Source organism: Pseudomonas sp. HLS-6, assembly GCF_002753995.1.
GTDB lineage: Bacteria > Pseudomonadota > Gammaproteobacteria > Pseudomonadales > Pseudomonadaceae > Aquipseudomonas > Aquipseudomonas defluvii.
Genome location: NZ_CP024478.1, coordinates 3,078,805 through 3,101,158 on the forward strand (window position 1 = coordinate 3,078,805; position 22,354 = coordinate 3,101,158).

At 62.9% G+C, this 22,354-nt stretch carries 20 protein-coding genes; 5 read left to right on the forward strand and 15 right to left on the reverse strand.

Annotated features, from left to right (window positions below; all coding sequences use genetic code 11):
• Position 1 precedes the first annotated feature (1 nt).
• The 7 genes from CS390_RS14295 to CS390_RS14325 are packed head-to-tail and all read right to left on the reverse strand — an operon-like array spanning position 2 to position 6,566.
• Positions 2–1,165, reverse strand: a complete 1,164-nt coding sequence (locus tag CS390_RS14295; RefSeq protein ID WP_099775136.1) for an acyl-CoA dehydrogenase family protein — start codon at positions 1,163–1,165, stop codon at positions 2–4.
• 9 nt (positions 1,166–1,174) lie between these two features.
• Positions 1,175–1,927, reverse strand: a complete 753-nt coding sequence (locus CS390_RS14300; protein ID WP_065761509.1) for an enoyl-CoA hydratase family protein — start codon at positions 1,925–1,927, stop codon at positions 1,175–1,177.
• Positions 1,924–3,048: a nitronate monooxygenase family protein gene (locus CS390_RS14305; protein ID WP_099775137.1), complete on the reverse strand. Its 1,125-nt coding sequence runs from the start codon at positions 3,046–3,048 to the stop codon at positions 1,924–1,926. Before CS390_RS14305 ends, CS390_RS14300 begins: the two co-directional genes overlap by 4 nt.
• On the reverse strand, positions 3,045–3,962 hold the full coding sequence (locus CS390_RS14310; RefSeq protein ID WP_099775138.1) for an enoyl-CoA hydratase: 918 nt from the start codon (positions 3,960–3,962) through the stop codon (positions 3,045–3,047). Before CS390_RS14310 ends, CS390_RS14305 begins: the two co-directional genes overlap by 4 nt.
• Before the next feature lie 16 nt (positions 3,963–3,978).
• Positions 3,979–4,776: a CoA-transferase subunit beta gene (locus CS390_RS14315; protein WP_065761512.1), complete on the reverse strand. Its 798-nt coding sequence runs from the start codon at positions 4,774–4,776 to the stop codon at positions 3,979–3,981.
• A gap of 12 nt (positions 4,777–4,788) precedes the next feature.
• Positions 4,789–5,664, reverse strand: a complete 876-nt coding sequence (locus tag CS390_RS14320) for a CoA transferase subunit A (protein ID WP_065761513.1) — start codon at positions 5,662–5,664, stop codon at positions 4,789–4,791.
• 11 nt (positions 5,665–5,675) lie between these two features.
• The gene (locus CS390_RS14325) at positions 5,676–6,566 is read right to left on the reverse strand and encodes a VOC family protein (protein ID WP_099775139.1); all 891 of its coding nucleotides are present in this window, start codon (positions 6,564–6,566) and stop codon (positions 5,676–5,678) included.
• 202 nt (positions 6,567–6,768) lie between these two features.
• On the opposite strand from CS390_RS14325, the gene CS390_RS14330 reads away from it, so the two are divergent.
• Complete coding sequence (locus CS390_RS14330; RefSeq protein WP_099775140.1) at positions 6,769–7,941, forward strand: acyl-CoA dehydrogenase family protein; 1,173 nt, start codon at positions 6,769–6,771, stop codon at positions 7,939–7,941.
• Positions 7,938–9,131 (forward strand): acyl-CoA dehydrogenase family protein, encoded by a 1,194-nt coding sequence (locus tag CS390_RS14335; protein WP_099775141.1) that lies wholly within the window; start codon positions 7,938–7,940, stop codon positions 9,129–9,131. Before CS390_RS14330 ends, CS390_RS14335 begins: the two co-directional genes overlap by 4 nt.
• A gap of 993 nt (positions 9,132–10,124) precedes the next feature.
• Here the strand turns inward: CS390_RS14335 and CS390_RS14340 are convergent.
• Genes CS390_RS14340 through CS390_RS14350 form a run of 3 tightly spaced genes read right to left on the reverse strand, consistent with a single transcriptional unit; the run spans position 10,125 to position 12,282 of the window.
• Entirely contained in the window at positions 10,125–10,760 is a 636-nt protein-coding gene (locus tag CS390_RS14340) for a nuclear transport factor 2 family protein (protein WP_371918199.1), read from the reverse strand.
• Positions 10,760–11,533, reverse strand: a complete 774-nt coding sequence (locus tag CS390_RS14345) for an SDR family NAD(P)-dependent oxidoreductase (protein ID WP_099775142.1) — start codon at positions 11,531–11,533, stop codon at positions 10,760–10,762. The genes CS390_RS14340 and CS390_RS14345 overlap by 1 nt, the downstream gene beginning before the upstream one ends.
• Before the next feature lie 14 nt (positions 11,534–11,547).
• Positions 11,548–12,282: an SDR family NAD(P)-dependent oxidoreductase gene (locus tag CS390_RS14350; RefSeq protein ID WP_065761208.1), complete on the reverse strand. Its 735-nt coding sequence runs from the start codon at positions 12,280–12,282 to the stop codon at positions 11,548–11,550.
• A gap of 269 nt (positions 12,283–12,551) precedes the next feature.
• Between CS390_RS14350 and CS390_RS14355 the strand changes: the two genes are divergently transcribed.
• A complete protein-coding gene (locus tag CS390_RS14355; RefSeq protein ID WP_099775143.1) occupies positions 12,552–13,385 on the forward strand; it encodes an alpha/beta fold hydrolase in 834 nt (277 codons plus the stop codon).
• A gap of 109 nt (positions 13,386–13,494) precedes the next feature.
• On the opposite strand, the gene CS390_RS14360 is transcribed toward CS390_RS14355, so the two are convergent.
• The 5 genes from CS390_RS14360 to CS390_RS14380 all read right to left on the reverse strand — a co-directional run bounded on the left by CS390_RS14360 (position 13,495) and on the right by CS390_RS14380 (position 20,484).
• A complete protein-coding gene (locus CS390_RS14360) occupies positions 13,495–14,727 on the reverse strand; it encodes an NADH:flavin oxidoreductase (protein WP_065761210.1) in 1,233 nt (410 codons plus the stop codon).
• 79 nt (positions 14,728–14,806) lie between these two features.
• Entirely contained in the window at positions 14,807–16,468 is a 1,662-nt protein-coding gene (locus CS390_RS14365) for a DUF1302 domain-containing protein (protein ID WP_065761211.1), read from the reverse strand.
• Positions 16,469–16,567: 99 nt separating this feature from the next.
• Positions 16,568–18,175 carry a FadD3 family acyl-CoA ligase gene (locus CS390_RS14370; RefSeq protein ID WP_099776706.1) on the reverse strand — a complete coding sequence of 536 codons (1,608 nt, stop codon included), beginning with the start codon at positions 18,173–18,175 and terminating at the stop codon, positions 16,568–16,570.
• A gap of 20 nt (positions 18,176–18,195) precedes the next feature.
• On the reverse strand, positions 18,196–19,218 hold the full coding sequence (locus CS390_RS14375; RefSeq protein WP_099775144.1) for a ferredoxin--NADP reductase: 1,023 nt from the start codon (positions 19,216–19,218) through the stop codon (positions 18,196–18,198).
• A 78-nt stretch (positions 19,219–19,296) separates the two neighbouring features.
• A complete protein-coding gene (locus CS390_RS14380; protein WP_099775145.1) occupies positions 19,297–20,484 on the reverse strand; it encodes an acyl-CoA dehydrogenase family protein in 1,188 nt (395 codons plus the stop codon).
• A 226-nt stretch (positions 20,485–20,710) separates the two neighbouring features.
• Between CS390_RS14380 and CS390_RS14385 the strand changes: the two genes are divergently transcribed.
• Together CS390_RS14385 and CS390_RS14390 are read left to right on the forward strand one after the other, a co-directional pair.
• A complete protein-coding gene (locus tag CS390_RS14385) occupies positions 20,711–21,484 on the forward strand; it encodes a glucose 1-dehydrogenase (RefSeq protein WP_065761214.1) in 774 nt (257 codons plus the stop codon).
• A gap of 76 nt (positions 21,485–21,560) precedes the next feature.
• Positions 21,561–22,352 carry a fumarylacetoacetate hydrolase family protein gene (locus CS390_RS14390; protein ID WP_099775146.1) on the forward strand — a complete coding sequence of 264 codons (792 nt, stop codon included), beginning with the start codon at positions 21,561–21,563 and terminating at the stop codon, positions 22,350–22,352.
• The last annotated feature ends 2 nt before the right edge of the window (positions 22,353–22,354 follow it).

Genomic DNA, 22,354 nt, shown 5'->3' on the forward strand with positions numbered 1-22,354 from the left:
CTTACTTCGGCAAGCCGAGCATCCGCTCGGCAATGATGTTGCGCTGGATTTCGTTGGTACCGGCATAGATCGGTCCGGACTGGGCGAACAGGAAACCCTCCAGCCAGCCCGCCGCATCGCCAGCGACGGGTGCAGTGGCCAGCAGCTCACCGCGCGCGCCGAGAATGCGCATGGCGGTCTCGTGCATCTTCAGGTCCAGTTCCGACCAGATGATCTTGTTGATGCTCGACTCGGCACCAATCGCCTCTCCCCGGCTCAGCCGGCCGACGGTGTGGTACGCAGACAATGCGTAGGCCTCGGCGCCCATCCAGGTCTCAAGCACGGCGTCACGCAGGCCGGGGTCACGGTCGGCGCTTTCGCGGTTGGCCTTGTACAGCTCGACCAGCTTGCGGGCGGTGTGCTGGAAACGTGCCGGTGAACGCAGCAGCAACCCGCGCTCAAAACCGGCAGTGGCCATCGCTACATGCCAGCCCTGCCCCTCGGCACCAATACGGTTGCCGACCGGCACCCGCACGTCGTCGAAAAACACTTCGGCGAACGCGTCCTTGCCATTCAGGGCCTTGATCGGGCGAATACTCACCCCCGGCGCATTCAGTGGCACCATCAGGAACGACAGGCCGTGGTGCCGGGTGGAGCCCGGTTCGCTGCGAAACAGCCCGAACAGCCAGTCGGCAAAGATAGCCCGGGTAGACCAGGTTTTCTGACCGTTGATGACGTAGTGTTCACCCTCAAGTACCGCCTTGCTGGTGATCGCCGCCATATCAGAACCGGCATTGGGCTCCGACCAGCCCTGAGCCCACATGTCGGCACTGGCCGCCATACGCGGCAGAAAGCGTTGTTTCTGCTCGGTGGTGCCGAACTCCATCAGCGTGGGGCCCAGTAGTAACTGGCCGTTCTGGTTGACGCGCATCGGCGCCCCGGCACCGTAGTACTCTTCCTCGAAGATCAGCCACTCGATAAGGTCGCAACCACGGCCCCCCAGTTCAGAGGGCCACATCACCATCGACCAGCGACTGTCAAACAGCTTCGCCTCCCAGGCGCGGTGCTGCTCAAAGCCTTCGCGGGTGTCGTAGCTGGCCAGCGGTTCACGCGGCAGATTGTCTGCCAACCACGCGCGGACTTCGGCGCGGAAGGCTTTTTGTTTTGGCGTGTAAGTCAGTTCCATGGCGTTCTCTCAGAACTTGGCGTCGCGTTTTTCGACAAAGGCCCGACGGGTCTCCGCCGAATCGGGGCTGCTGTAGGCCTGTAAAGTGAAGCCCTGCTCCCAGCGGTATTTGTCTTCCAGGTTGCCGTCTTCGATACCGTTCAAGGCCTCCTTGGCAATGCGGATCATCCCCGGGCTTTTCGCCGCGATGCGCGCAGCGATTTCCAGTGCGGTTTCACGCAGTTGATCCTTCGGCACTACCTGTTCGATAAAGCCGTATTGCTGAGCCTCGATGGCACCAATCGAGGCGCCGGTAAAGAACAGGTAACGGACCTTCTGCACCGGAAACAGCCGCTGCAAATGCGCGCCGCCGCCCATGGCGCCGCGATCGACCTCCGGCAAGGCAAAGGTGGCGCATTCGGAGGCCACGACAATATCGGCCGCGCCGGTAATGCCGATGCCACCACCGAGCACGAAACCGTGCACAGCGACGATCACCGGCACCGGGTTGCGGTGTACGGCCTTGAAGGTCGCGTAGTTGCCCGCGTTGACCTCGACAATGCGCTCCGGGTGAGCGTCCAGTTCCTTGATATCCACCCCGGCACAGAACCCCCGGCCTTCGGCGCGGATGACGATGACGCGCACCTCGGGGTTGGCTCCGAGCGCTTCGATCTGCTTGGCCAATGCCAGCCACTCCTGGCTGTCGAGTGCATTGACCGGTGGTTTGGCGATCACAAGTTCCGCGATCCCCTGATTGAGCTGCGTGGTAAAGGCCTGGTTCACAGGGGTTCTCCAATGCTGGCGGGATGATGGGGTTGGCACGGCTCGGCGGTGGGTTGGCAACGGGCCAGGAGCGCGTCGAGGCACTGTTCGGCTTCATCGGCGATGCCTTCGATCACCTGGCGGCAACTCAGCAGTTCATCGATGGCCGCAGCCACCTGGCCGCTGGGCAAGATGCCTTCGTCCGGGTGCCCATCGACCATCGAACGCTGCAGCAGCACCGGCTGGTTGGCAGCCATGACCACCTGCGACAAAGCGGACGGGTCTTCGCGCAGCGACCGGAAGAACACCCCGGCCATATGCGCCAGGCTCATGCCAGTCTGCTGTTTCCACTGCCAGGCACTGCCCAGGGCAATGCGCAACCGGCCAAAAGGCCCGGCCCGCTCCAACTCATTGATAAAACGGTTTTCGATCATTCGGTGGCGCATGCCGTCCACCGCGGTGGTCACCCGCACCTGCTGTGGATCGGCCACTTTCAGGTAACGCTCAAGCGTCGCGCGCGGGGTTGGCGACTCGCGGGTCATCAGAAACCGCGTACCCATGGCAATCCCGCTGGCACCCGCCGCCAGCACCGAGGCCAAGCCGCGCCCGGTGGCATAGCCGCCAGCGGCAATCACCGGTACGTTGACCGCCGCCAAGACTTGCGGCAACAGGATCGAACTGGGCACGCCGCCGGTGTGGCCACCGCCCTCGCCGCCCTGAATAGTGATGAGGTCGGCGCCCAGCTCCACCGCCTTCAGCGCATGCTTGAGCGCACCCACCGTCGGGATGCACAGCACCTTGGCCGCCTTGAAACGGGCGATGGTCTGTTTGTCCGGCCCACGGCCATAACTGACGGCACGCAAGCGGTACTGGATGGCCAGATCAACGCATTGCGCGGCGTTGTCCTGAAACATGTGGAAATTGAGCCCGAAGTTGCTGCCACCGGTAGCGTCGATCACCTTGCGGATCTCGCCTTCGAGCTCATCCGCAGGAATTGTCGCCCCCGCCAGGAAGCCGAAACCGCCGGCCTGAGTGGTGGCGATCACCAGGTTCGCGTCGGCGACCCAGCCCATGGCGGTTTGCACGATCGGGTAGCGACAGCCCAGGGCCTCGGTCAGCGGTGTGTTCAACCAGCGACTCATACGGATTTATCCTCGGCTGTGGCCGCCCGCTTGTTGGCCTGGGCCATGCCTTTGGCATCGAAGCCGCCGAGCTTGTCGCCGGAGAGCAATTCGTTGTGGGCATGGGCGAAGTGGTGCCAGGCAAACGCCGCGTCCATGGCAGTGCGCTTGCCTTGAAGGTCCTCGACATGGTTGATGGCCTGCTTGGTCAAGGCCAGGCCCATGCGCGGTTGTCGAGCAATACCGGCGGCCAGCGCGTAGGTCGCCTGTTCCAGTTCCTCCGCCGGCACCAGCCGATTGACCATGCCCATCTGATAAGCCCGTGCGGCGCTCATGCGGTCACCGCAGAACAGGAATTCCTTGGCGATGCGCGGGTTCAACTCGTACGGATGGGCGAAATACTCAACGCCCGGAATGCCCATGCGCACCACCGGGTCCTGGAAGAACGCGTCCTCACTGGCGACAATCAGGTCGCAGACCCACGCCAGCATCAGCCCACCGGCCACACAGGCGCCCTGGACCATGGCAATGGTCGGCTTGGGCAGGTCACGCCAACGGCGGCACATGCCCAGATAGACTTCCTGTTCACGGGCGTACAATTGCTCCCCGCCCGGCTTGTTGGTGTGGTCCCACCACAGGTGTGCCCGCTCGAACGGCTTGTTGATATCGCGCCCTGGGGTACCAATATCGTGCCCTGCCGAAAAATGCTTGCCGTTGCCGCGCAAGACGATGACCTTGACGCTGTCGTCGTCGACCGCCTGGCGAAAGGCGGCGTCCAGCGCATAGGTCATCTGCGAGTTTTGTGCATTGTTGAAGGTCGGTCGGTTCAGTGTCAGCGTGGCAATACCCTCAGCCACGCTGTACAGCACCGGTGCATCTGTCTCATAGACCGCCTGGTCTTCGCGGACGACGAATTCACTGTCGCGGCTGTGCATGTTCGCTGTCCTCGCCTCAGGCCGTACGGATACCGGCCGGGTTGCCCTTGATCGCCGAGGCCCGGTAATCGTGGGGGTCAAGTCGACGGATCAGCGCCAACTGTTCAGCGCTGGGGTGCGCGGTTTCCTGCAGGTGCGCAGACTTGAGCAACGGGAAGCCGGTCTTGTCCTGAACCTCGTCGAAACTCACCCCGGGGTGCAGGGTGCGCACTTGGGCGGCACGTTGCGGGCCGTCGAAATCCAGGGTGCAGAGGTCCGTGACCACCCGGCGAATGTCCATCAGGTCGCGGCGAACCCCCTCAGGCCAGCGCTCGGCCTTGAAGCCGACGCCCGAGACCATATCCACTTCACCACTGACGAACACCCGTGTGTTGTGGTTGGGCACAAAGAACGAATTGAGGTGGTTGATGCTGTTACCCGGCAAGCCGCGCACCCCCAGAATCGCGGTCTTCGGCTTTTGGTAGTCGCCGACGCACGACAGGTTGGTCTGGCCCCAACGGTCGATCTGGGTTGGCCCGATCATCGCGTGACGGCGGCCACCCCAGACGCATTCGAACACCCGCTCAAACGACAGATAGCCCGAGTAGCGCGGCACGAAATCGCCGCGCGGCCCAAGCGGGATCGGCTCTTCGACCAGGAAGGCCTCGCTGTCGGTCATCAGCAGTTCAGGGCTGTGGGTCAGCTTGGCCAGGCTTGCGCCCAAACGGGGGATCACGCCCAGGCCCGAGGCGATCACCTCGCCATTGCCGCGCCAGGCTTCGGCTGCGGCGACAATCATCAATTCCGCGAGGGTGAAATCACAGGTTGCAGACATTGTTCATACTCCTCAGAACACGGGTAGGGGCAAGGCGCCCATGCGTACGGCACCGCCGTTCTGCGCTTGATAGGCCTGCTCGCCACCCGCCACGTAAGTCTCGACATAGGCGTGCCAGCCGTTTTCTTCCTGGCTGCTGGCGACATAGCGCTTGAGATGTTCCAGGTCCCAGCCGTAATCCGACGGGCAGGAGGTCGGGTGCGCACCCAGAGGGGCATGCACCACACCGGTCACCAGATAACGCTCGAAGGTATTGAAACGGGCCAATTCGGCACTCAGCTCAAGGCGCTCTTCAAGCGTTTCGCACGAGACAAAGCACTGCGCGGCGGCACGGGCGAACAGGTGATCGAAATACGGGTCTGGTCCGGTCACCAGGCAGTTGCCCAGGCGGTCCGCGACGTTGACATGCAGGAACGCAACATCGAGGTTCAACGCGGGCATCGCCAACAGCACTTCACCATCGGCATAGGGCGACTGAATCGTCTTGAGTTCCGGGTTGAGACGGGTCACATCGGTGGCCAGCCCGCAGCGGGTCGGCAGGAACGGCAAGCGCATGCCGGCAGCGCGCAGCCCCCACTGGAACATGCCTTCATCCAGCTCAAGCAGTTCCAGCTCACCGGCTTCACGGGCCTTGCGGTAGTAAGGTTCGAGCGGAATGGCGTCGAGGGTGGCGAAACCGAACACCAGCTTGCGCACCTTGCCCGCCGCACAGAGCATGCCCACTTCGGGGCCGCCGTAGGCAACCACGGTCAGGTCCTTGACTGGCGAACGGAGGATCTCGCGGACAATCGCCATCGGCTTGCGCCGCGGCCCCCATCCACCGAAACCGATGGTCATGCCGTCACGCAATTGAGCAACCGCATCGGCCGCTGTCAGTTGTTTGTTCATGTGCAGGTTCCTTACTGTTGGCCGACCGAAAAGTCGTGCCCCCAAATGCTCACGCGGGTGAATTCGAACGCCGAGTGTTCGGCCCAATCGACTTGCAACCCGCCGTAGCCGTACTCCAGGTCAAAGCCGGACGGCGTCTTCATGTAGAAACTGGTCATGCGGTCGTTCAGGTGCTGCCCCAACGTCGCCGACAGGCGCACGTCATGTGCCAGCAGGCGGTCATGGGCACGGCCAACCTCGGTCATCGAGTCAACCTCGACCATCACGTGCACACAGCCCGACGGCACCGGGTACTCGGCCAGCGCCAGGCTGTGGTGCCGGGCATTGCGGCAATGCAGGAAATGGATACGGATCGGCGCGGCCGCCGGATCAGGACGGAAGTTGAAAATGTCCGACAGGCCAAAGCCGAGGACGTCCTTGGCGAACGCCAGCGTTGCGTCGAAGTTCGGTGCCGGCAGCACGGTGTGCCCCAGCCCCATGTCGCCGGTGACGAAACGCGGCACCCCCTGGGGCGAGACGAACGGCTGGCAGTCGGAGCGATGCCCCCAGCTCAACTCATGACGGTTACCGGAAGGGTCGACCACCGTCGCCAGTGCCTGCACGCCGCGCTGCTCGACCTGCGCGGCACTGCCCAGTTCCCACTCAACGCCGGCCTGGGTCAGGTGCTGAAGTGCATCACTGAACGCCTGCTCGGAACCCAACTCCCAACCGGAGGCCAGATAACGCGCTTCGCTGCCCTCGACGATCAGCATGCGGAACGGCCGCTCGTCCATTTTCACGTACAGGCCGCCACCTGGCGCCGGATGGACCTGCATACCGAGGACGTCCTCGGCGTAACGCTGCCACTGGCTGAGGTTCTCGATCTGCGAGACGAAATAGCTCAAACCGCGAATGTCGATCATGCCTATGTTCCTCAATGGCTGAGTTCATTGCCTGATGAACATTGTGCAAACCCGCGGCGCTGCCTTCATCGTCCGTTGAGACTACGCAAGTTGGCCATTCCCGGGCCCTTGGGTAGATGGCGGACTAGTCCGTTTCAATGATTCGGCGAAAAGCCCCGCAACCCTAGACTCGGGCATCCATCCGCCCAGCAGAGACAGCCCCATGGAGTTCGCCTTTACTCAAGAACACGAGATGATTCGGGACAGCGCGATACGCTTTCTGACACAAGTCAGCGACTCGCATGCGGTACGTGCCGCCATGAGCCGCCCTGACGGCTACGACCCTGCCGTCTGGCAACGCATCGGCCAGGAGCTGTACTGGCCCGCCCTGATGGTGCCCGAAGCCTTGGGCGGCATGGGCCTGGGCTTTGTCGAGCTGGCGATCCTGCTCGAACAAAGCGGCCGCTACCTGCTCTGCTCACCGCTTTTTGCCACCACCTGCCTGGCGACTCCAGCCCTGCTGCTGGCCGACAACGCCGCATTGCAGGCCACCCGGCTCAACGCCATTGCGGCCGGCACGACCACTGCCAGCCTGGCCTTCGCCAGTGGCCCGGGCCTGGACGCCAACAGCGTGCAGACCGAGGCCCGCCCCTGCACCGGCGGTTTTCGCCTCACAGGTACCTATACCCAAGTGATCGATGGGGCCCAGGCCGACCTGCTGATCGTCGCGGCGCGTACCCCTGGCAGTCAGGGCGAACACGGCATCAGCCTGTTCGCACTGCCTGCGGATACCGCGGGCGTCGTGCGCCAGGCACTGCCGACGCTGGATCAAACCCGGCGCCTGGCCCGGATCGAACTGCACGCGGTAGACGTGAGCGACGCCCAGTTGCTGAGCGCAACCGGCCAAGGCTGGCCGTTGCTGCGCGACACCTTGCAGATCGCCGCCATCGGCCTGGCTGCCGAACAGACCGGCGGCGCGCAACAGGCCCTCGACCTGACCTTGGCCTACACCGCCGAACGCCGGCAGTTCGGCCGCAGCATCGCCAGCTTCCAGGCCATCAAGCACCGCTGCGCCGACATGATGCTGCAGGTCGAATGCGCCCGCTCGGCAGCCTACTACGCCGCTTGCGTAGCCCAGGAGCGCCTTGATCCAGCGGGCGATGCCGCCGTCTCGAGCGAGCTCGATGCAGCCGCCGCAACGGCCAAGATCCACGCCAGCGAAGCGTTCTTCCACTGCGCCGCCGAGTCCATTCAACTGCACGGCGGCGTTGGCTTCACCTGGGAATATGACCCGCACCTGTACTTCAAGCGGGCACGTGCCAGCGAGCAGTTGCTGGGCACCCCGGCATTCCACCGCGAGCGCCTGGCCGCGCATCTATTTGGAGAGCAACCATGAAAATCGGTTTCAACAACGAAGATGAAGCGTTCCGTCAACAGGTTGCCCAGTGGATGACCGAGCACCTGACAGGCGACTTCGCACCCCTGCGTTTTCGCGGCGGCCCTGGCGACGAGCACAGTTTTCCTGCCGAACGCAAAGCCTGGGAGCGAACACTGGCCGCTGGCGGCTGGATCGGTGTGGGCTGGGCCAAGGAACACGGTGGGCGCGGCCTGAGCATCAGCCAACAGGTCATTTTCCATGAAGAATACGCACGCGCCGGCGGTCCTGGACGCATGGGCCACATCGGCGAAGGCCTGGTCGGGCCGACACTCGCCGCGTTCGGTACCCCAGCCCAGCAGCAGCGGTTGCTGCCGGGCATCCTCAACGGTACTGAATTCTGGTGCCAGGGCTATTCCGAGCCCGGTGCCGGCTCTGACCTGGCAAACGTGCAAACCCGTGCCCGGCTTGATGCCACCGGCGAGCACTGGCTGATCAGTGGCCAGAAAGTCTGGACCTCACTGGCCCACGAGGCCGATTGGTGCTTCGTCCTGGCCCGAACCGAGCCGGGCAGCAGCGGGCATCATGGGCTGTCGTTCCTGCTGGTGCCGATGGCCCAGGAGCAGATTCGTGTGCAGCCTATCCAGCAACTGACTGGTACCAGTGAATTCAATGAAGTGTTCTTCGACCAGGCCAGCACCTCGGTGGACAACCTGATCGGACAACCCGGTGATGGCTGGAAAATCGCCATGGCCCTGCTGGGTTTCGAACGCGGGGTATCGACGCTGGGTCAGCAGATGCAGTTCCAGAACGAACTTGACGAGATCATCCGCATTGCCCGTGACAACGGCGCCTCCCGCGACCCGTTGCTGCGACAACGCATTGCCCAGGCCTGGGCAGGGCTCAAGGTGCTGCGCTACAACTCGCTACGGATGCTGTCCGGGCCGCAGGACGGCAGCCTGAGCCGCGAGGCCATGATCTATAAACTGGCCTGGTCGACCTGGCATGCCGACCTGGGCAAGCTGGCCATGGACGTGCTGGGCAGCGAGGGGGAGATTCTCGAAGGTGCGCCTTACCAATTGAGCCGGTTGCAGTCGCTGTTTCTGTTCACCCGTTCCGACACGATCTATGGTGGCAGCAACGAGATCCAGCGCAATGTCATCGCTGAACGGGCGCTGGGGATGCCGCGCGAAGCGCGTGTGCGTGGTTGATACACAGGTTCTGGGGCAGTGCATACGTGGCGCCTGCATCGCGGGCAAGCCCGGCTCCTACAAGGATCTGCGCAGAGCACTGCCTTTCTGTTGGAGCAGGCTTGCCTGCGATGGCATCGGCGGGGTGTCAGTGAATACGCGGCGCCTGCATCGCGGGCAAGCCCGGCTCCTACAGGGATCTGCGCAGGGCACTGCCTATTCTGTTGGAGCAGGCTTGCCTGCGATGGCGTCGGCGGGGTGTCAGTACGTGCGTGGCGCCTGCATCGCGGGCAAGCCCGGCTCCTACAGGGATCTGCGCAGGGCACTGCTTTTCTGTTGGAGCAGGCTTGCCTGCGATGGCGTCGGCGGGGTGTCAGTAGATGCGCGGCGCCTGAATCGCGGGCAAGCCCGGCTCCTACAGAGATCTGCGCAGGGCACTGCCTTTCTGTTGGAGCAGGCTTGCCTGCGATGGCGTCGGCGGGGTGTCAGTAGATGCGCGGCGCCTGAATCGCGGGCAAGCCCGGCTCCTACAAGGATCTGCGAAGAGCACTGCTTTTCTGTTGGAGCTGGCTTGCCTGCGATGGCGTCAGCGCGGTGTCAGTACGTGCGCGGCGCCTGCATCGCGGGCAAGCCCGGCTCCTACAAGGATCTGCGCAGAGCACTGCCTTTCTGTTGGAGCAGGCTTGCCTGCGATGGCATCGGCGGGGTGTCAGTGAATACGCGGCGCTTGCATCGCGGGCAAGCCCGGCTCCTACAGGGATCTGCGCAGGGCACTGCCTTTCTGTTGGAGCAGGCTTGCCTGCGATGGCATCGGCGGGGTGTCAGTACGTGCGCGGCGCCTGCATCGCGGGCAAGCCCGGCTCCTACAGGGATCTGCGCGAAACACTGCTTTTCTGTTGGAGCAGGCTTGCCTGCGATGGCGTCGGCGGGGTGTCAGTAGATGCGTGGTGCCTGCATCGTTGGCAAGCCAACGCTCACAGGAGTGAGAGCAGGCTTGCCTGCGAAAAACGTCACCTACCGAACACGAATCTTGGGATCACCCGCACCCCGTCGCAGGTTCGCCAGAAACCCTTCCAGCGGTGCCGGTTCGGCAATGTGTGGCAATGCGTCTTTATCCGGGCGCTGTGCCCAGAACGCATCCCATGACGGGAACAGCTCGTGAAAACTCCCCGCGTAAGGCTCACGCCCCGGCCAGCGCATTTTCAAGCCTCCAATCGGTGGTTTGTTCAGGTCGGTGGCATACCAGTAACACGGTAAACGTCGACGGAAGCACCAGCGGCCGTCGATACGCTCATAGTCATCCCAATACAGCATCTGCATGATGACCCACTCAGGGCCGGTCTCATGCTCGTTCTTGGAGTAGACCACGCCAGTGGCATGGTCCGGATCGCTGAACTCGATGATGTGCTGCCCCAGGTGATGAGACGTGCCATGAAACTGTTTGCGCATGGTCTCGTCCAACCAGGCCTTGAGGTGCGCGCGCCCGCTCTTGTCACGACCAACCCGAACATCCGGGGCGAAGCAGTTGGCCATGGCGTCCATGTCGCGCATGTCCAACGCCAACGCGTACTTGCCGGCCAGTTGGCGAATGGCATCCAGCGATTCCAGACGGTCGATCCGCTCAAGCAGTGAGGTCGAGTCCATGTTCATCAATCCAACACCGTGTAAAGGTCGGAACTACGCCCGCCGTCCACTGCCAGGCTCGCGCCAGTGATGTAGGACGCCTCATCGCTGGCCAGGAAGAGAATGGCGTTGGCCAGTTCCACCGGCAGACCGACACGTTTCATGGGGATGACTTTTTCGGTGTTGCTGCGGGTTTTGTCGTCGCTGAGCATGCCGGCAGTCGCCGGGGTATCGACCACGCCCGGGATGATCACGTTGCAGCGGATGTTGTTGGGTGCGCCTTCACTGGCAGCGGCACGGCTGAAGTTGATCACCGCCGCTTTGGCCGCTGAGTAGCCCGCCATCCAGGCCGTACCGAACAGGCCACAGATGGAGGCAATGTTGACGATGGCACCACCGCCCTGCGCCTTCATCAATTGCATGGCGGTACGGGTACCCCAGAACGTGCCATCCACGGTGGTGGCAAAGTTGGCGTGCCAGTCTGCCGTAGACATGGTGTCGATGCCGCCCCAGGTGTAGGCCATCGCGTTGTTGACCAGGATATCCAGACGACCATGACGTTGCGCTGCAGCTTCAAGCGCGCCGACATAGGCCTGCTCATCACTCACATCCGCAACAGCGATTTCAGCGCGACCACCCAGGCCGATGATCTTCTCCTGGACGCCTTGCAACGGTTCGGCACGTCGGCCACACAACACCACCGTGGCGCCCTCCTCGGCGAACCGCAACGCAGTGGCTTCACCGATACCGGAACCGGCGCCGGTGACAAAGGCAATTTTTCCTTCCAGACGCTTGCTCATAGGTCATTCCTCTCTCAGATAAAGGCCATGCCGCCGTTGACCGCAATGTTCTGCCCTGTCATGAAGCTGGCATCTTCGCTGGCCAGGAATACCGCGACACGGGCGATTTCGTCGGTTTCACACATGCGTCCCAACGGTACGTTCTTGAGCAGCGCCTGCATGTGTTCGTCGGGAATGCCGGCCATCATCGGTGTGTTGGTCGGGCCGGGTACCAGGGTGTTGACGCGAATGCCACTGGCAGCAAGGTCGCGGGCGATCGAGCGGGTCAGGCCCATGACGCCGGCTTTCGACGCGCAGTAGTGGCTAGGCCCTTCACCGGTCAGTGCGGCCGTACTGGAGAGGTTGATGATGGCGCCCTTGCGAGCCCCCTTGACCATCAACCTGGCACCTTCGCGGCAGCACAGGAAGGTCCCGCCCAGGTTGACATTGATCACCCGCGCCCAGCTTTCGTCCGGCGTGTCGAGGAAGCTGTCGAGGGCACCGACACCGGCATTGTTGACGAGGATGTCGAGGCCACCAAAGTGTTGTTCGGTCTGCCCCATGGCATCGGCAACCGATCCACTGTCAGCAACGTTGCAGGCCAGGGCCAGCACACTGTCACCGAGGTCTGCGAGGCTTTCAGCCAAGGCTGGCAGGTTGAGATCAACCGCCACCACTTTCGCCCCTTCGGCGACGAACCGACGCACGATGGCCTGGCCCATACCTTGTCCTGCGCCTGTCACGAAGGCCACTTTATTCAGCAACTTCATTGCGTTCTCCTGGATTGACGAGCATCGCAACCCGCTGCAGGTGCAGCGAGCCAGTCACCTGCATGATTAGCTGCCACCCCGATACGAACATCGTCCGATAGGACTAACGGCACGCCGATCGGCGTGGTCTGAACGGACGATGCCATCAGGACCACGGCAGCCCAGGATCTGTTCTGCGCAAACCGGGCCGGACATCAGCATCCCCTTCAGGCATCAATGTGGCCCGGCCGGTAAGCGCCTCATGAACCCGCAGACTCTGGAGAACCCCCATGAATCAAGCCGTAGACCTGCCATTGCCTACAGGCCATTACGCGACCCTGCCCAACGGCCTGCGCCTGCACTACCTGGACGAAGGCAGCGGCCCGGTGGTGCTGTGGCTGCATGGCAGCGGACCGGGCGCCAGTGGTTTCAGCAATTTCAAAGGTAACTACCCAGCATTCGTCGAGGCCGGTTACCGCAACATCCTGCTGGACTTGCCGGGTTTCGGGCGTTCGGACAAACCCGACGATGTGCAGTACAACCTGGACTTCTTCGTCGACTGTGTGGGCACTTTCCTGACGGAAATCGGCGTAGAACGCTGCACGATGCTGGGCAATTCCCTGGGGGGTGCGATTGCCCTGGGGCTGGCACTGCGTTATCCATCACTGGCAGAGCGCCTGATTCTGCTGGCACCCGGTGGCGTCGAAGAACGCGAGACCTACTTCCAGATGCAAGGCATCGTGCGCATGGTCAGCCTGTTCAACGCAGGCCCCATTGGCCTGGAAGAAATGCGCAGCATGATGCGCCTGCAACTGTTCGATGACTCGATCCTGCCAGAGAGCCTGCTGCTGGAACGCGTAGCGGTCGCGGTGACGCAACCGAAGAACCTGTTCAGCACCATGATGGTGCCCAACATGGAAGCCCGCCTAGGCGAGATCAGGTGCCCGATCCTGGGCTTCTGGGGCAGCAACGACAACTTCAACCCGGTCAGCGGTGTCCAGCGCATTATCGACGGAGCCGAAAACGCCCGCTTCATTGTGCTCAACCGCTGCGGGCATTGGGTGCAGGTCGAACATCCCGAGCTGTTCAACCGCAGCTGCATCGACTTCCTGCAGCACGGCTGAGCCTGGGAACAGGGGCTACACCCGCTGTAGCCTCACCGAGATGCACCCAGGATGCGCTGACCTACAAGGGCTCGCGCATCCTGGCGGTGCCTGGGTAGAACAAGCCGCCCTACTGGGCCGCTGCCGGTTGCCGGTTCAGCTCGGCATCGCCGGGCTTGCCCAGTACGCACGAGGTGCCGCCTGGCGTGTACATCATGGCCACGCAGCGGTTGCAGGCGGTGCAGATCGAGTTCTTGCTCGCCCCGCTGGCCAGTTTGTTGACGTAGTCTTGCTCTGCCAACAGCACCCGCCCCATGGCGATCAGGTCAAAGCCCTCGGCCATGATCCGCTCGATGCTGTTGAGGCTCTTCGCGCCGCCCAGATAGGCCAGTGGCATCTTCACCGCGGCACGCACCTTGCGAGCATGCTCAAGCAGGTAAAGCTCTCGAAACTCCACCTTGGGATCGGTCAGTCGCTGAATGGCCATCGCCAGGGCGATCACCGGGTTTTTCTGCTGGACGCGATTCTCCTTGGGAAACGAGGAGCCAAACATGGTGGTAATCGACTCGGCGTTCATGCCGGCACTGAGCACCAGCAGGTGCGCGCCCTCCTGTTCCAGCATGCGGGCAATCTGGGCACCATCCTCGGCGCTGTTACCGCTGCGTACGCCTTCGGTAATGCTGTACTTGCAAATCACGGCCATGTCCCGGCCAACCGCATCGAGTACCGCACGCAGCACACGACGCGGAAAACGCAGACGGTTTTCCAGGCTGCCGCCATATTGGTCACGACGCTTGTTGTACAGCGGCGAAATGAACTGGCTTAGCAGGTAGCCGTGCCCCATGTGAATTTCCACGGCGTCGAATCCGGCCTGCCGGGCCAGCCGCGCCCCGCGAGCGAAATCCTGCACAACCTGATGCATATCGCCCTCATTCATCGCCTGTTTGAGGAACATGCCGCTCATCATGCCGATCTTGTTGAAACCGCCACTGGCGGACAGCGGACGCGGGGTGGAGCGTTCACGAATAAAGGTAAAACAGCCTCCATGGGTGATCTGCGCACTGGCCAGCCCACCTTCGCGGTGTACCGCATCGGTCAACGCCTTGAAGTGCGGCAGGCTCTCAGGCGCCAGGATCAGTTGGTTGGGCAGCGTGCGACCATCGCGGCTCACGGCACAATAGGCCACGGTGGTCAGCGCTGTGCCACCATTGGCCAGGGCGGCATGCAGTTTGACCAATTGCTTGGAGGGCACGCCCTGGGCACTCATGCCCTCATTGGTCGCCGCCTTGATGAATCGGTTTTTTAACGTCAGCGGGCCAATGGTAATGGGGCTGAACGGTGACGGTGTCGGATGAAGGTTCATGGCAGACCCTTTTTTGGCAGCAGATTATCGGAGAATACCGGCCACGCCTGCCTGGGCGCAGGGCATGGCCGGTAGAGCATCAGAAGGTGTACTTGGCGTTGAACGACAGGTAGTCGCGGTCAGCCAACAGGCGCCCTTGGGCGACATCCGGCGAACTCAGGTAAGCGACATAGGTCAGGCCCACCTGGAAGTTGCCCAGGTACTTGAAGTCGCCGCCAACGGTGAGGCGCTTTTCATCGCGGCCCAGGCCCTGGTAGGCACTGCCGTCGACGTTCTGCGTCCAGACCACCTTGGTGGTCAGGTCCAGGCCATCGCTGATTGCCGGGTAATCCATGTAGGCCCCCACGCCAAGCAGGGTCGAACCGCGGGTCTGGGTGTTGGACTCAAACTGGTTGAATGTCCCGTCGATACCGGGACCGCCACCGCTGACCACCAACGTGTCGACCCCTTCGATACGCTGATGCACCACTTCGCCGAGGAAGGTGGTCTGCTGGGCCAGGAAGCTTGGGCCCAGGATGTAGGTAGCGTTGAGGTTGGCCTGCCAGAGCTGCCCGGTCGTCGGTGCACCATTGTTCAGATAAACCGAGGCACCATCGCGGTAACTCAAGTCACCGGCATACTGTACCGAGTCGCCGATCTTGGAGCTGAAGCTGATTCCCGTCAGCTCGACATCCTCGAAATAGCCCAACCGGTAGGCCGGCGCAACCGCCGTGTTCGAGCGCTCGCCGATGCTCTTGAGCGAGGAGTACTGGGTATTGCCGCTGAAGTCGAAAAAGATCGACCCGACCCGCTCGTGGTAGCGGTAATGGAACAGCCCCACTTCGGTGTTTTCGGTGAGCCGGTAGCGCGCGCCAAGGCCCCACTGGCCACTGTCGCGGGCATCGACTTCACCGGCATAGTTGACGCCGGTAAAGGTCTTGTCCGGCAGGCTGTTGATCACCCCCGCGTTGAGCCGGAAGAACTCGGCGCCCGGGCCGAAGTAATCGCTGCCGAAGTAGTCACCCACCGGGTTGAGCTGGGTCTTCTCCCACTCGTACTGATAGTAACCGACCAGTGCCAGGTCTTCGTTGAGCGACCAGGACGCGGACACCTGCCCCACCGGCAGGTAGGAGTCCTTGGCTTCGGTGCCTGGCACGTTGAACTTGGTGGCGTCCACCGGCGCCTGCCCCTGGCTGATGTTCGGCCAGAACAGGCTTTCACCCCAGGCCACCAAGTGGCGACCGGCCTTGACCGACAGGTACTGGCTGTCGGCGACATCGAAGTTGCCGTAGACATAGGCATCAAGCAGGCGCGCCTTGCTTCCGCTCAGGCGACGGGTGTCTTCGCTGAAGCCGTTGGCCCGACCGATTTTGTTCACGGTGTCCGGCGAATCGTTGTCGTTGCGCTCGTGGTAGACGTCATCGTAGAAATGACTGCCGCGCAGCACTGCGCCGAGATTGTCGTGCTTGAGCAGCAGCTCACCAAACAGGCTGACCCGGTTGTTGATCATCGAGCCACGGTCGAAGTTGCGCGTACCGTCGTCGTTGTTCAGGTCGTTGAGGTATTGCTGGGCAGGCTTGGCGGTACGTACCGACGCGGTGTAGTTGACGGTCAGCGACGAGTCCAGCGTGGTGTTTTCGCCCAACTCGATGGTGGGCCCGGCGCTGGCGGTACCGCTGGCCAGCGCAACGGCCACGGCCAGCAGGCAGTGCCGGCGAGTACCGTTAGCCGCGTTGAGCGCCGCAGGGTTCAACGTAGACATGCTCCTCTCCTTTCTTGTTGTTTTCCGGTTTGCGGGCCCAGTCTGGAAAACTGCCTGGGCCTGCGCATCGTCCGTTTGGTGATGTCGGCCTGTTGCCCTTCAGCCTGGATTGATCGCAGCGCGCAGTTCGTTCTTGGCAACCTTGTTCGAGGGGTTGAGTGGCAGCGCATCGAAGAAGCGCACCAGACGGGGTACCTTGTAGTTGGCCATCCGTTCACGGCTCCAACTGATCAACGCGCTTTCGTCCAGCGTCTGGCCTTCACGCAACACCACACAGGCACACCCCACTTCACCCATGCGTGCGTCCGCAACGCCGATGACGGCAACCTGGGCAATGGCCGGGTGGGCGATCAATGCGGCTTCGATTTCCGCCGGGTAGCAGTTGAAGCCACCCACGATGTACATGTCTTTCAGGCGGTCGGTGATGATCAGGTTGCCCGCTTCATCCAGGCGCCCGACGTCGCCGGTGTGCAGCCAGCCGTCAGCATCGATGGCTTCGGCGGTGGCCTCGGGGTTCTCGAAATAGCCCTGCATGACATGAAAGCCGCGCAAGCAGATTTCGCCGGTTTCGCCATTGGCCAAGGCGTGGTTGTGCGGGTCGCGGATGCTGACTTCGGTACCGGCAATCGGCCGCCCGCTGGTGCCGGCGATCACCTGCGCCGAATCCTGCGGGTCGCACAGGGTCGCCAGGCCGCCGCATTCGGTCAGCCCGTAGGCGGTGGTCACCACGCTGAAACCCAACTCGTTGCGCATGCGCTCGATCAGGCTCGGCGGGATACTGGCCGAGCCGGTTACGGCAATCCGCAAGCTGGACAGGTCGGTTTCGGCCAAGCGTGGGTGGGCCAGCAGTGAGAGGTAAAGGGTCGGGGCACCAGGCAAGACGCTGATGCGCTCATTGGCAATACGCTGGAACACCGCATCAGCATCGAACACCGCATGCGGCAGGATGGTTGCCCCGGCAATCAGGCAGGTCAACCAACCGGCCTTGTAGCCAAAGGCATGAAAGAACGGGTTGACGATCAGGTAGCGGTCACCCGGCACCAGGCCAATCACCTTGACGTACTCGCTGAACGCCCGCAGGTTCTGCCCATGGCCGCTCATTACGCCCTTGGGTTTGCCCGTGGTGCCCGAGGTGAAGAGCAGATCGCACATCGCCTGCGGCTCAATGGCCAGCGCACGACGTCGCGCCGCCTCCGTGTCGTAGGTGGCAGCCCCCAGCAGAAACTGCTGGAAGCTCAGATCGCCCGGGCGCGGCGGCGTGTCACTGGCCAACACCACCAGATGCTCAAGGCTGGGGGGGCGATGGGGCTCAAGCATCGCCGGGTAATCGACGTCGAGAAAACGCTGCTGGACGAACAGCACCCGGCAGCCGCTGCGCGCCAGTACATCGGCCGCCTCGGTGCCTTTCATGCGGGTGTTGATCGGCACCAGCACCGCACCGGCACAGTGAATACCCAGCGCCGCCAGGATCCAGTCCCGGCTGTTCGGTGCCCATGTGCCAACCCGGTCACCGGCCTGGATGCCCAGTGCCATCAGGCCACGGGTGATGGTCAGCGCCTGATTGGGCAGTTCGGCGTAGTCCGTGCACTGGCCATTCTCTTCAATGGCGGTATACCCAGCGAACCGCTCGGCGCTGGAGAACAGTAATTGGGCAATGGTGGTCGGCGCGTCGAGCACCGGCAGGGAACACTTCAGGCTCTGATTCATCGTAGGCTCGGTCATCTGCATCATTCAGGAAAGCGGATACGCAGGTGCGCGCTGGTCGGCACGGCCTGGCAGGCGAGGATCCAGCCCTCGGCCAACTCGTTGTCATCCAGGGCATCGTTGTGCAGCAGTTCGACGTCGCCGCTTTCCAGGGTGCACATGCACGAGGCGCAGCCACCGACACGGCACGCACTCGGCGGGTTCAGGCCGGCGCGCTGCATCGCTGCCAGCAGGGTTTCGCCGCTGTCGCAGGCCAGGTTGTGCTCCTCACCGTCCAGGCGAACGGCAAGTTGCGCGGCTACGGCAGCCTCACTGCTGGTTACCACTGGCAGCTCACCCTCGCCCGGCAACGACACGAAGCGTTCTACATGCACCCTGGCATCGGGCATGCCCAGACTTTTCAGGGCGCTGACCGCAGCGTCCATGAACGGGCCTGGGCCGCAGATGAACGCCTGCGCATCGATGAACGGCCGGGCCAGTTCGGCCAGTTGCCCGACCGCCGGAATGCCCTGTACCGAATCCAGCCAATGGACGATTTGCAGGCGCTGTGGATGAGCACTGGCCAGAAACCTGAGCTCATCGCGAAAAATCACCGAGCCTTCGTCGCGGTTCGCATAAATCAGCAGGATCCGCCCCTGCCCCGCCAGTAATGCCGAACGCAGAATTGACAGCACTGGTGTTACGCCGCTACCGCCACCAAAGAGCAGCAGGTCGCTGTCGAGGTTACGCGGCACGAACACGCCTGCTGGTGGCAGCACCTGCAAGGTCTGCCCCTCCTGCAGCTCAGTGCAGAGCCAGTTCGAGGCGCGGCCTTCATGCACGCGCTTGACCGTCACACGCAACGGCTCATCCAGCATCGGCGTACTGGACAATGAGTAACAGCGGGGCAACCAGCCATCTTCAAACGGGACACGCAGCGTCAGGAATTGACCGGGGCGATAACGAAAGCGTTCGACCAGGTGCTCGGGTACGTCGAACACCAGAGAGCGCGCGTCGGCCGTTTCCTCGATCACCCGCGCCACGCGCAGGGCAAGATAATCATTCATAGGTCAGGTACTCATTAACACCCGCCAGCGGGAGACAGGCGGGTGTAGACGCGATGGCGTTAGAACGGCCGGGCAGCCTCAGACGTACGGGTCCGGGTTGGGCAAGCCCAACTGCACCGCACCGAAGGCGCGACCGTAGGCCATGAAGTTGTTGGCGATGTGCCCACGGGCCTGGTGCAGGTCACGGAACAGTCGGGCAACCGGGTTGGTGTTGTACAAACCGGACGCTGCCATGCTGCGCAGAAGGTCATTCACCTTGTCGGCACAGACGTTGGTCACGTAGGCGGACTGGTAGCGATACAACAAGCGTGTTTCGGTGTCCGGGTATTCGCCGGCCCTGGCCAGACTCATGAGGTGCTCGTAGTTGCGCTCCAGCACCAGCTTCAGGCTGTCGACGGTAATCGTCGCTTCGGCCACCGCGGTTTGCGCCACGGGGTCATCCGCCGTGCGTGCACCATGCTTGCCGATGTGCTTGGCGGCATTGGCGCGGAACTCATTGATCGCCCCTTGCAGCGCGCCGATGGCCGAGGTCGAGACCGCTCGGGAGAACACCTGGGCAAACGGAATCGCATAGATCGGGTTGGTGTTGACCTGACGCCCTGGCGTGGCCTCGACGGTGCAGTTGTTGGTGCGCTGAACCCGGTGCGCCGGCACAAACACATCCTCGACCAGAATGTCGTGGCTGCCGGTACCGCGCAGCCCGAGTACATCCCAGTTGCGCTGAATGCGGTAGTCGCTACGTGGCAGCAGGAAGGTGCCGTGCTCCGCCGCAACATCACCCTCGGCGGGCAGGATGCCACCCAGCAGCACCCACTGGCAGTGCTCGCTGCCACTGGAGAAGCTCCACTGACCGCTGATGCGATAACCACCCTCGACCACTGTCACCTTGGCCGACGGCATATAGGTCGAGGAAATCAGGGCATCATGATCGTTGCCCCAGACCTCACGCTGGGCTTCGACAGGGTAGCGGGCCAACTGCCACGGGTGGACACCCATTACCCCGTAGATCCAGGCCGTGGACATGCAGCCTTCGGCAAGAATCATCTGGATTTCAAAGAAGGTTCGCGGATCGACTTCATAGCCTCCGAACGCACGCGGCTGCAAGGCACGCAGCAGCCCGGCCGATTGCAATTCGGCAATGCTTTCTTCCGGGACCTTCAAGTCGCGGTCAGCCTGTGCCGTACGCTCCTTGAGTGCCGGCACAAGGCGCCGCGCACGTTCGATCAGTTCGATTTCGTCCTGGGTCCTTTCTCGCATGCTTTGCATCACTCAATTCTCCCAATCTCGCTGCGCCGGTGCGCGAGCCGTGATTGATCATCGGGGCGAGTGACAGATCGTTCATCGTCAAAGCGGACTAGGACACCCGCTGCCGCAAAGGGCGCAGGTCACTTGCGTTAGTCCATTGAGACGATGCAGCCGCGGGTCAGTCTCGGGATATTCGATACATTGAAAACCGGTTCAACCCAACCCCTACCTTGAGGAAGGACAGCCCATGAGTATCCTGCAGCGTTTCCATCTGGACGGTAGCGTCGCCATCGTCACCGGCAGTGGCCGAGGCATTGGCCGCGCCATCGCGCTGGCCTATGCCGAAGCGGGTGCCGATGTCGTCTGCTCCGCGCGCTCGCTCGAGGATGTGCAACGCGTTGCCGAAGAAGTGCGCGCCTTGGGCCGACGCGCCCTGGCCATCGCCTGCGATGTCAACGACAGCGAGCAGCGCAAGGCGCTGGTCAGCCAGAGCCATGAGCAGATGGGGCGCATCACTCATCTGGTAAACAACGTCGGTGGCGGCGGCCCCAACGATCCACTGAGCATGAGCCCGGAGCAGTTCGACGAGATCCTGCGTTTCAACGTGTCCACCGCCTACGCCTTCTGCCAACTGTGCGTGCCTCTGATGCGTGAGGCCGGTGGCGGCAACATCGTCAACATCAGTTCGGTAGCCGCCCGCTACTCACAGCGGCACTTCAGCGCGTACGGCGCCGCCAAGGCCGCCCTGAGCCACTTGACCCGCTTGCTGGCACAGGATTTTGCTCCGCTGGTGCGGGTCAATGCCGTCGCGCCCGGCCCCACCCTGACCGAAGCGCTGAACGGCGTGATGCCAGCGGCCATGCGTCAGACCATGGAAGCCAATACCCCGCTCAAATGCCTGGGCAGCCCGGAAGATATCGCCGCCGCAGCCCTGTACCTGGCCAGCCCCGCCTCGGCCTGGGTCAGCGGAAAAATCATCGATGTCGATGGCGGCGCAGACTCCACGGTCTGGCCCGGCTGAACATCGCCCTTTTTGGCCGGCGCCCTGAGCCCGTTGGGCCCGGCCCTTTTATTTCCTTCACACAGAGCACCCCGTCATGGACGCCCACTTGATCAACGCACTCGGTGACGAACTGTTCAACGCCCTGCGCACACGCCAGACGCTCGCCCCCCTGACCCGCCGCTACCCGCACATCACCCTTGAGCAGGCCTACCGGATTTCCCTGCATTTTTTGCAACGCCGCGAAGCCCTCGGTGAGCGTGTCATCGGTAAGAAAATCGGTGTCACCAGCCGCGCGGTACAAGAAATGCTCGATGTCCACCAACCGGACTTCGGCTTCCTCACCGATGCCATGCAGGTCGACGACGGCAGCGATGTCAGCCTGGCCCGCTACAACCTGATTCAGCCACGTGCCGAAGGCGAAATCGCCTTTATTCTCGGCGAAGACCTCCACGGCCCGGGAATCAGCGCCGAAGACGTGCTGGCGGCAAGCCAATACGTGGTGCCGTGCTTCGAGATTGTCGACTCGCGTATCGACAACTGGCAGATCCGTATTCAGGACACCGTGGCCGACAACGCCTCCTGCGGCGTGTTCGCCCTCGGCCCACAGCGCATCGACCCTCGCGGGCTGGACCTGGCCCGGGTCGAAATGCAGCTGTCCAAGAACGGCCAACCGGCGGGCAGCGGCCTGGGTTCGGCGGTGCAGGGCCATCCGTGTGCGGCGGTGGCCTGGCTGGCTAACACCCTGGGTGAGCTCGGCATCCCGTTTCGCCGGGGCGAAATCATCCTTTCGGGAGCATTGGCACCACTCGTTCCGGTTGTGGCGGGCGACCGCATCAGCCTTTCCATGAGTGGCCTGGGCCAGACCAGCCTGCGCTTCGTGCCCTGAGT

What these genes read in the sequence shown, in the direction of transcription:
- CS390_RS14355 (WP_099775143.1), top strand. Translation starts at nt 12,552, where the DNA reads ATGAATCAAGCCGTAGACCTGCCATTGCCTACAGGCCATTACGCGACC.
- CS390_RS14310 (WP_099775138.1), bottom strand. Translation starts at nt 3,962, where the DNA reads ATGCACAGCCGCGACAGTGAATTCGTCGTCCGCGAAGACCAGGCGGTC.
- CS390_RS14365 (WP_065761211.1), bottom strand. Translation starts at nt 16,468, where the DNA reads ATGTCTACGTTGAACCCTGCGGCGCTCAACGCGGCTAACGGTACTCGC.
- CS390_RS14335 (WP_099775141.1), top strand. Translation starts at nt 7,938, where the DNA reads ATGAAAATCGGTTTCAACAACGAAGATGAAGCGTTCCGTCAACAGGTT.
- CS390_RS14385 (WP_065761214.1), top strand. Translation starts at nt 20,711, where the DNA reads ATGAGTATCCTGCAGCGTTTCCATCTGGACGGTAGCGTCGCCATCGTC.
- CS390_RS14305 (WP_099775137.1), bottom strand. Translation starts at nt 3,048, where the DNA reads ATGAGTCGCTGGTTGAACACACCGCTGACCGAGGCCCTGGGCTGTCGC.
- CS390_RS14360 (WP_065761210.1), bottom strand. Translation starts at nt 14,727, where the DNA reads ATGAACCTTCATCCGACACCGTCACCGTTCAGCCCCATTACCATTGGC.
- CS390_RS14295 (WP_099775136.1), bottom strand. Translation starts at nt 1,165, where the DNA reads ATGGAACTGACTTACACGCCAAAACAAAAAGCCTTCCGCGCCGAAGTC.
- CS390_RS14370 (WP_099776706.1), bottom strand. Translation starts at nt 18,175, where the DNA reads ATGAATCAGAGCCTGAAGTGTTCCCTGCCGGTGCTCGACGCGCCGACC.
- CS390_RS14330 (WP_099775140.1), top strand. Translation starts at nt 6,769, where the DNA reads ATGGAGTTCGCCTTTACTCAAGAACACGAGATGATTCGGGACAGCGCG.
- CS390_RS14320 (WP_065761513.1), bottom strand. Translation starts at nt 5,664, where the DNA reads ATGAACAAACAACTGACAGCGGCCGATGCGGTTGCTCAATTGCGTGAC.
- CS390_RS14315 (WP_065761512.1), bottom strand. Translation starts at nt 4,776, where the DNA reads ATGTCTGCAACCTGTGATTTCACCCTCGCGGAATTGATGATTGTCGCC.
- CS390_RS14375 (WP_099775144.1), bottom strand. Translation starts at nt 19,218, where the DNA reads ATGAATGATTATCTTGCCCTGCGCGTGGCGCGGGTGATCGAGGAAACG.
- CS390_RS14325 (WP_099775139.1), bottom strand. Translation starts at nt 6,566, where the DNA reads ATGATCGACATTCGCGGTTTGAGCTATTTCGTCTCGCAGATCGAGAAC.
- CS390_RS14350 (WP_065761208.1), bottom strand. Translation starts at nt 12,282, where the DNA reads ATGAAGTTGCTGAATAAAGTGGCCTTCGTGACAGGCGCAGGACAAGGT.
- CS390_RS14380 (WP_099775145.1), bottom strand. Translation starts at nt 20,484, where the DNA reads ATGCAAAGCATGCGAGAAAGGACCCAGGACGAAATCGAACTGATCGAA.
- CS390_RS14345 (WP_099775142.1), bottom strand. Translation starts at nt 11,533, where the DNA reads ATGAGCAAGCGTCTGGAAGGAAAAATTGCCTTTGTCACCGGCGCCGGT.
- CS390_RS14340 (WP_371918199.1), bottom strand. Translation starts at nt 10,760, where the DNA reads ATGAACATGGACTCGACCTCACTGCTTGAGCGGATCGACCGTCTGGAA.
- CS390_RS14390 (WP_099775146.1), top strand. Translation starts at nt 21,561, where the DNA reads ATGGACGCCCACTTGATCAACGCACTCGGTGACGAACTGTTCAACGCC.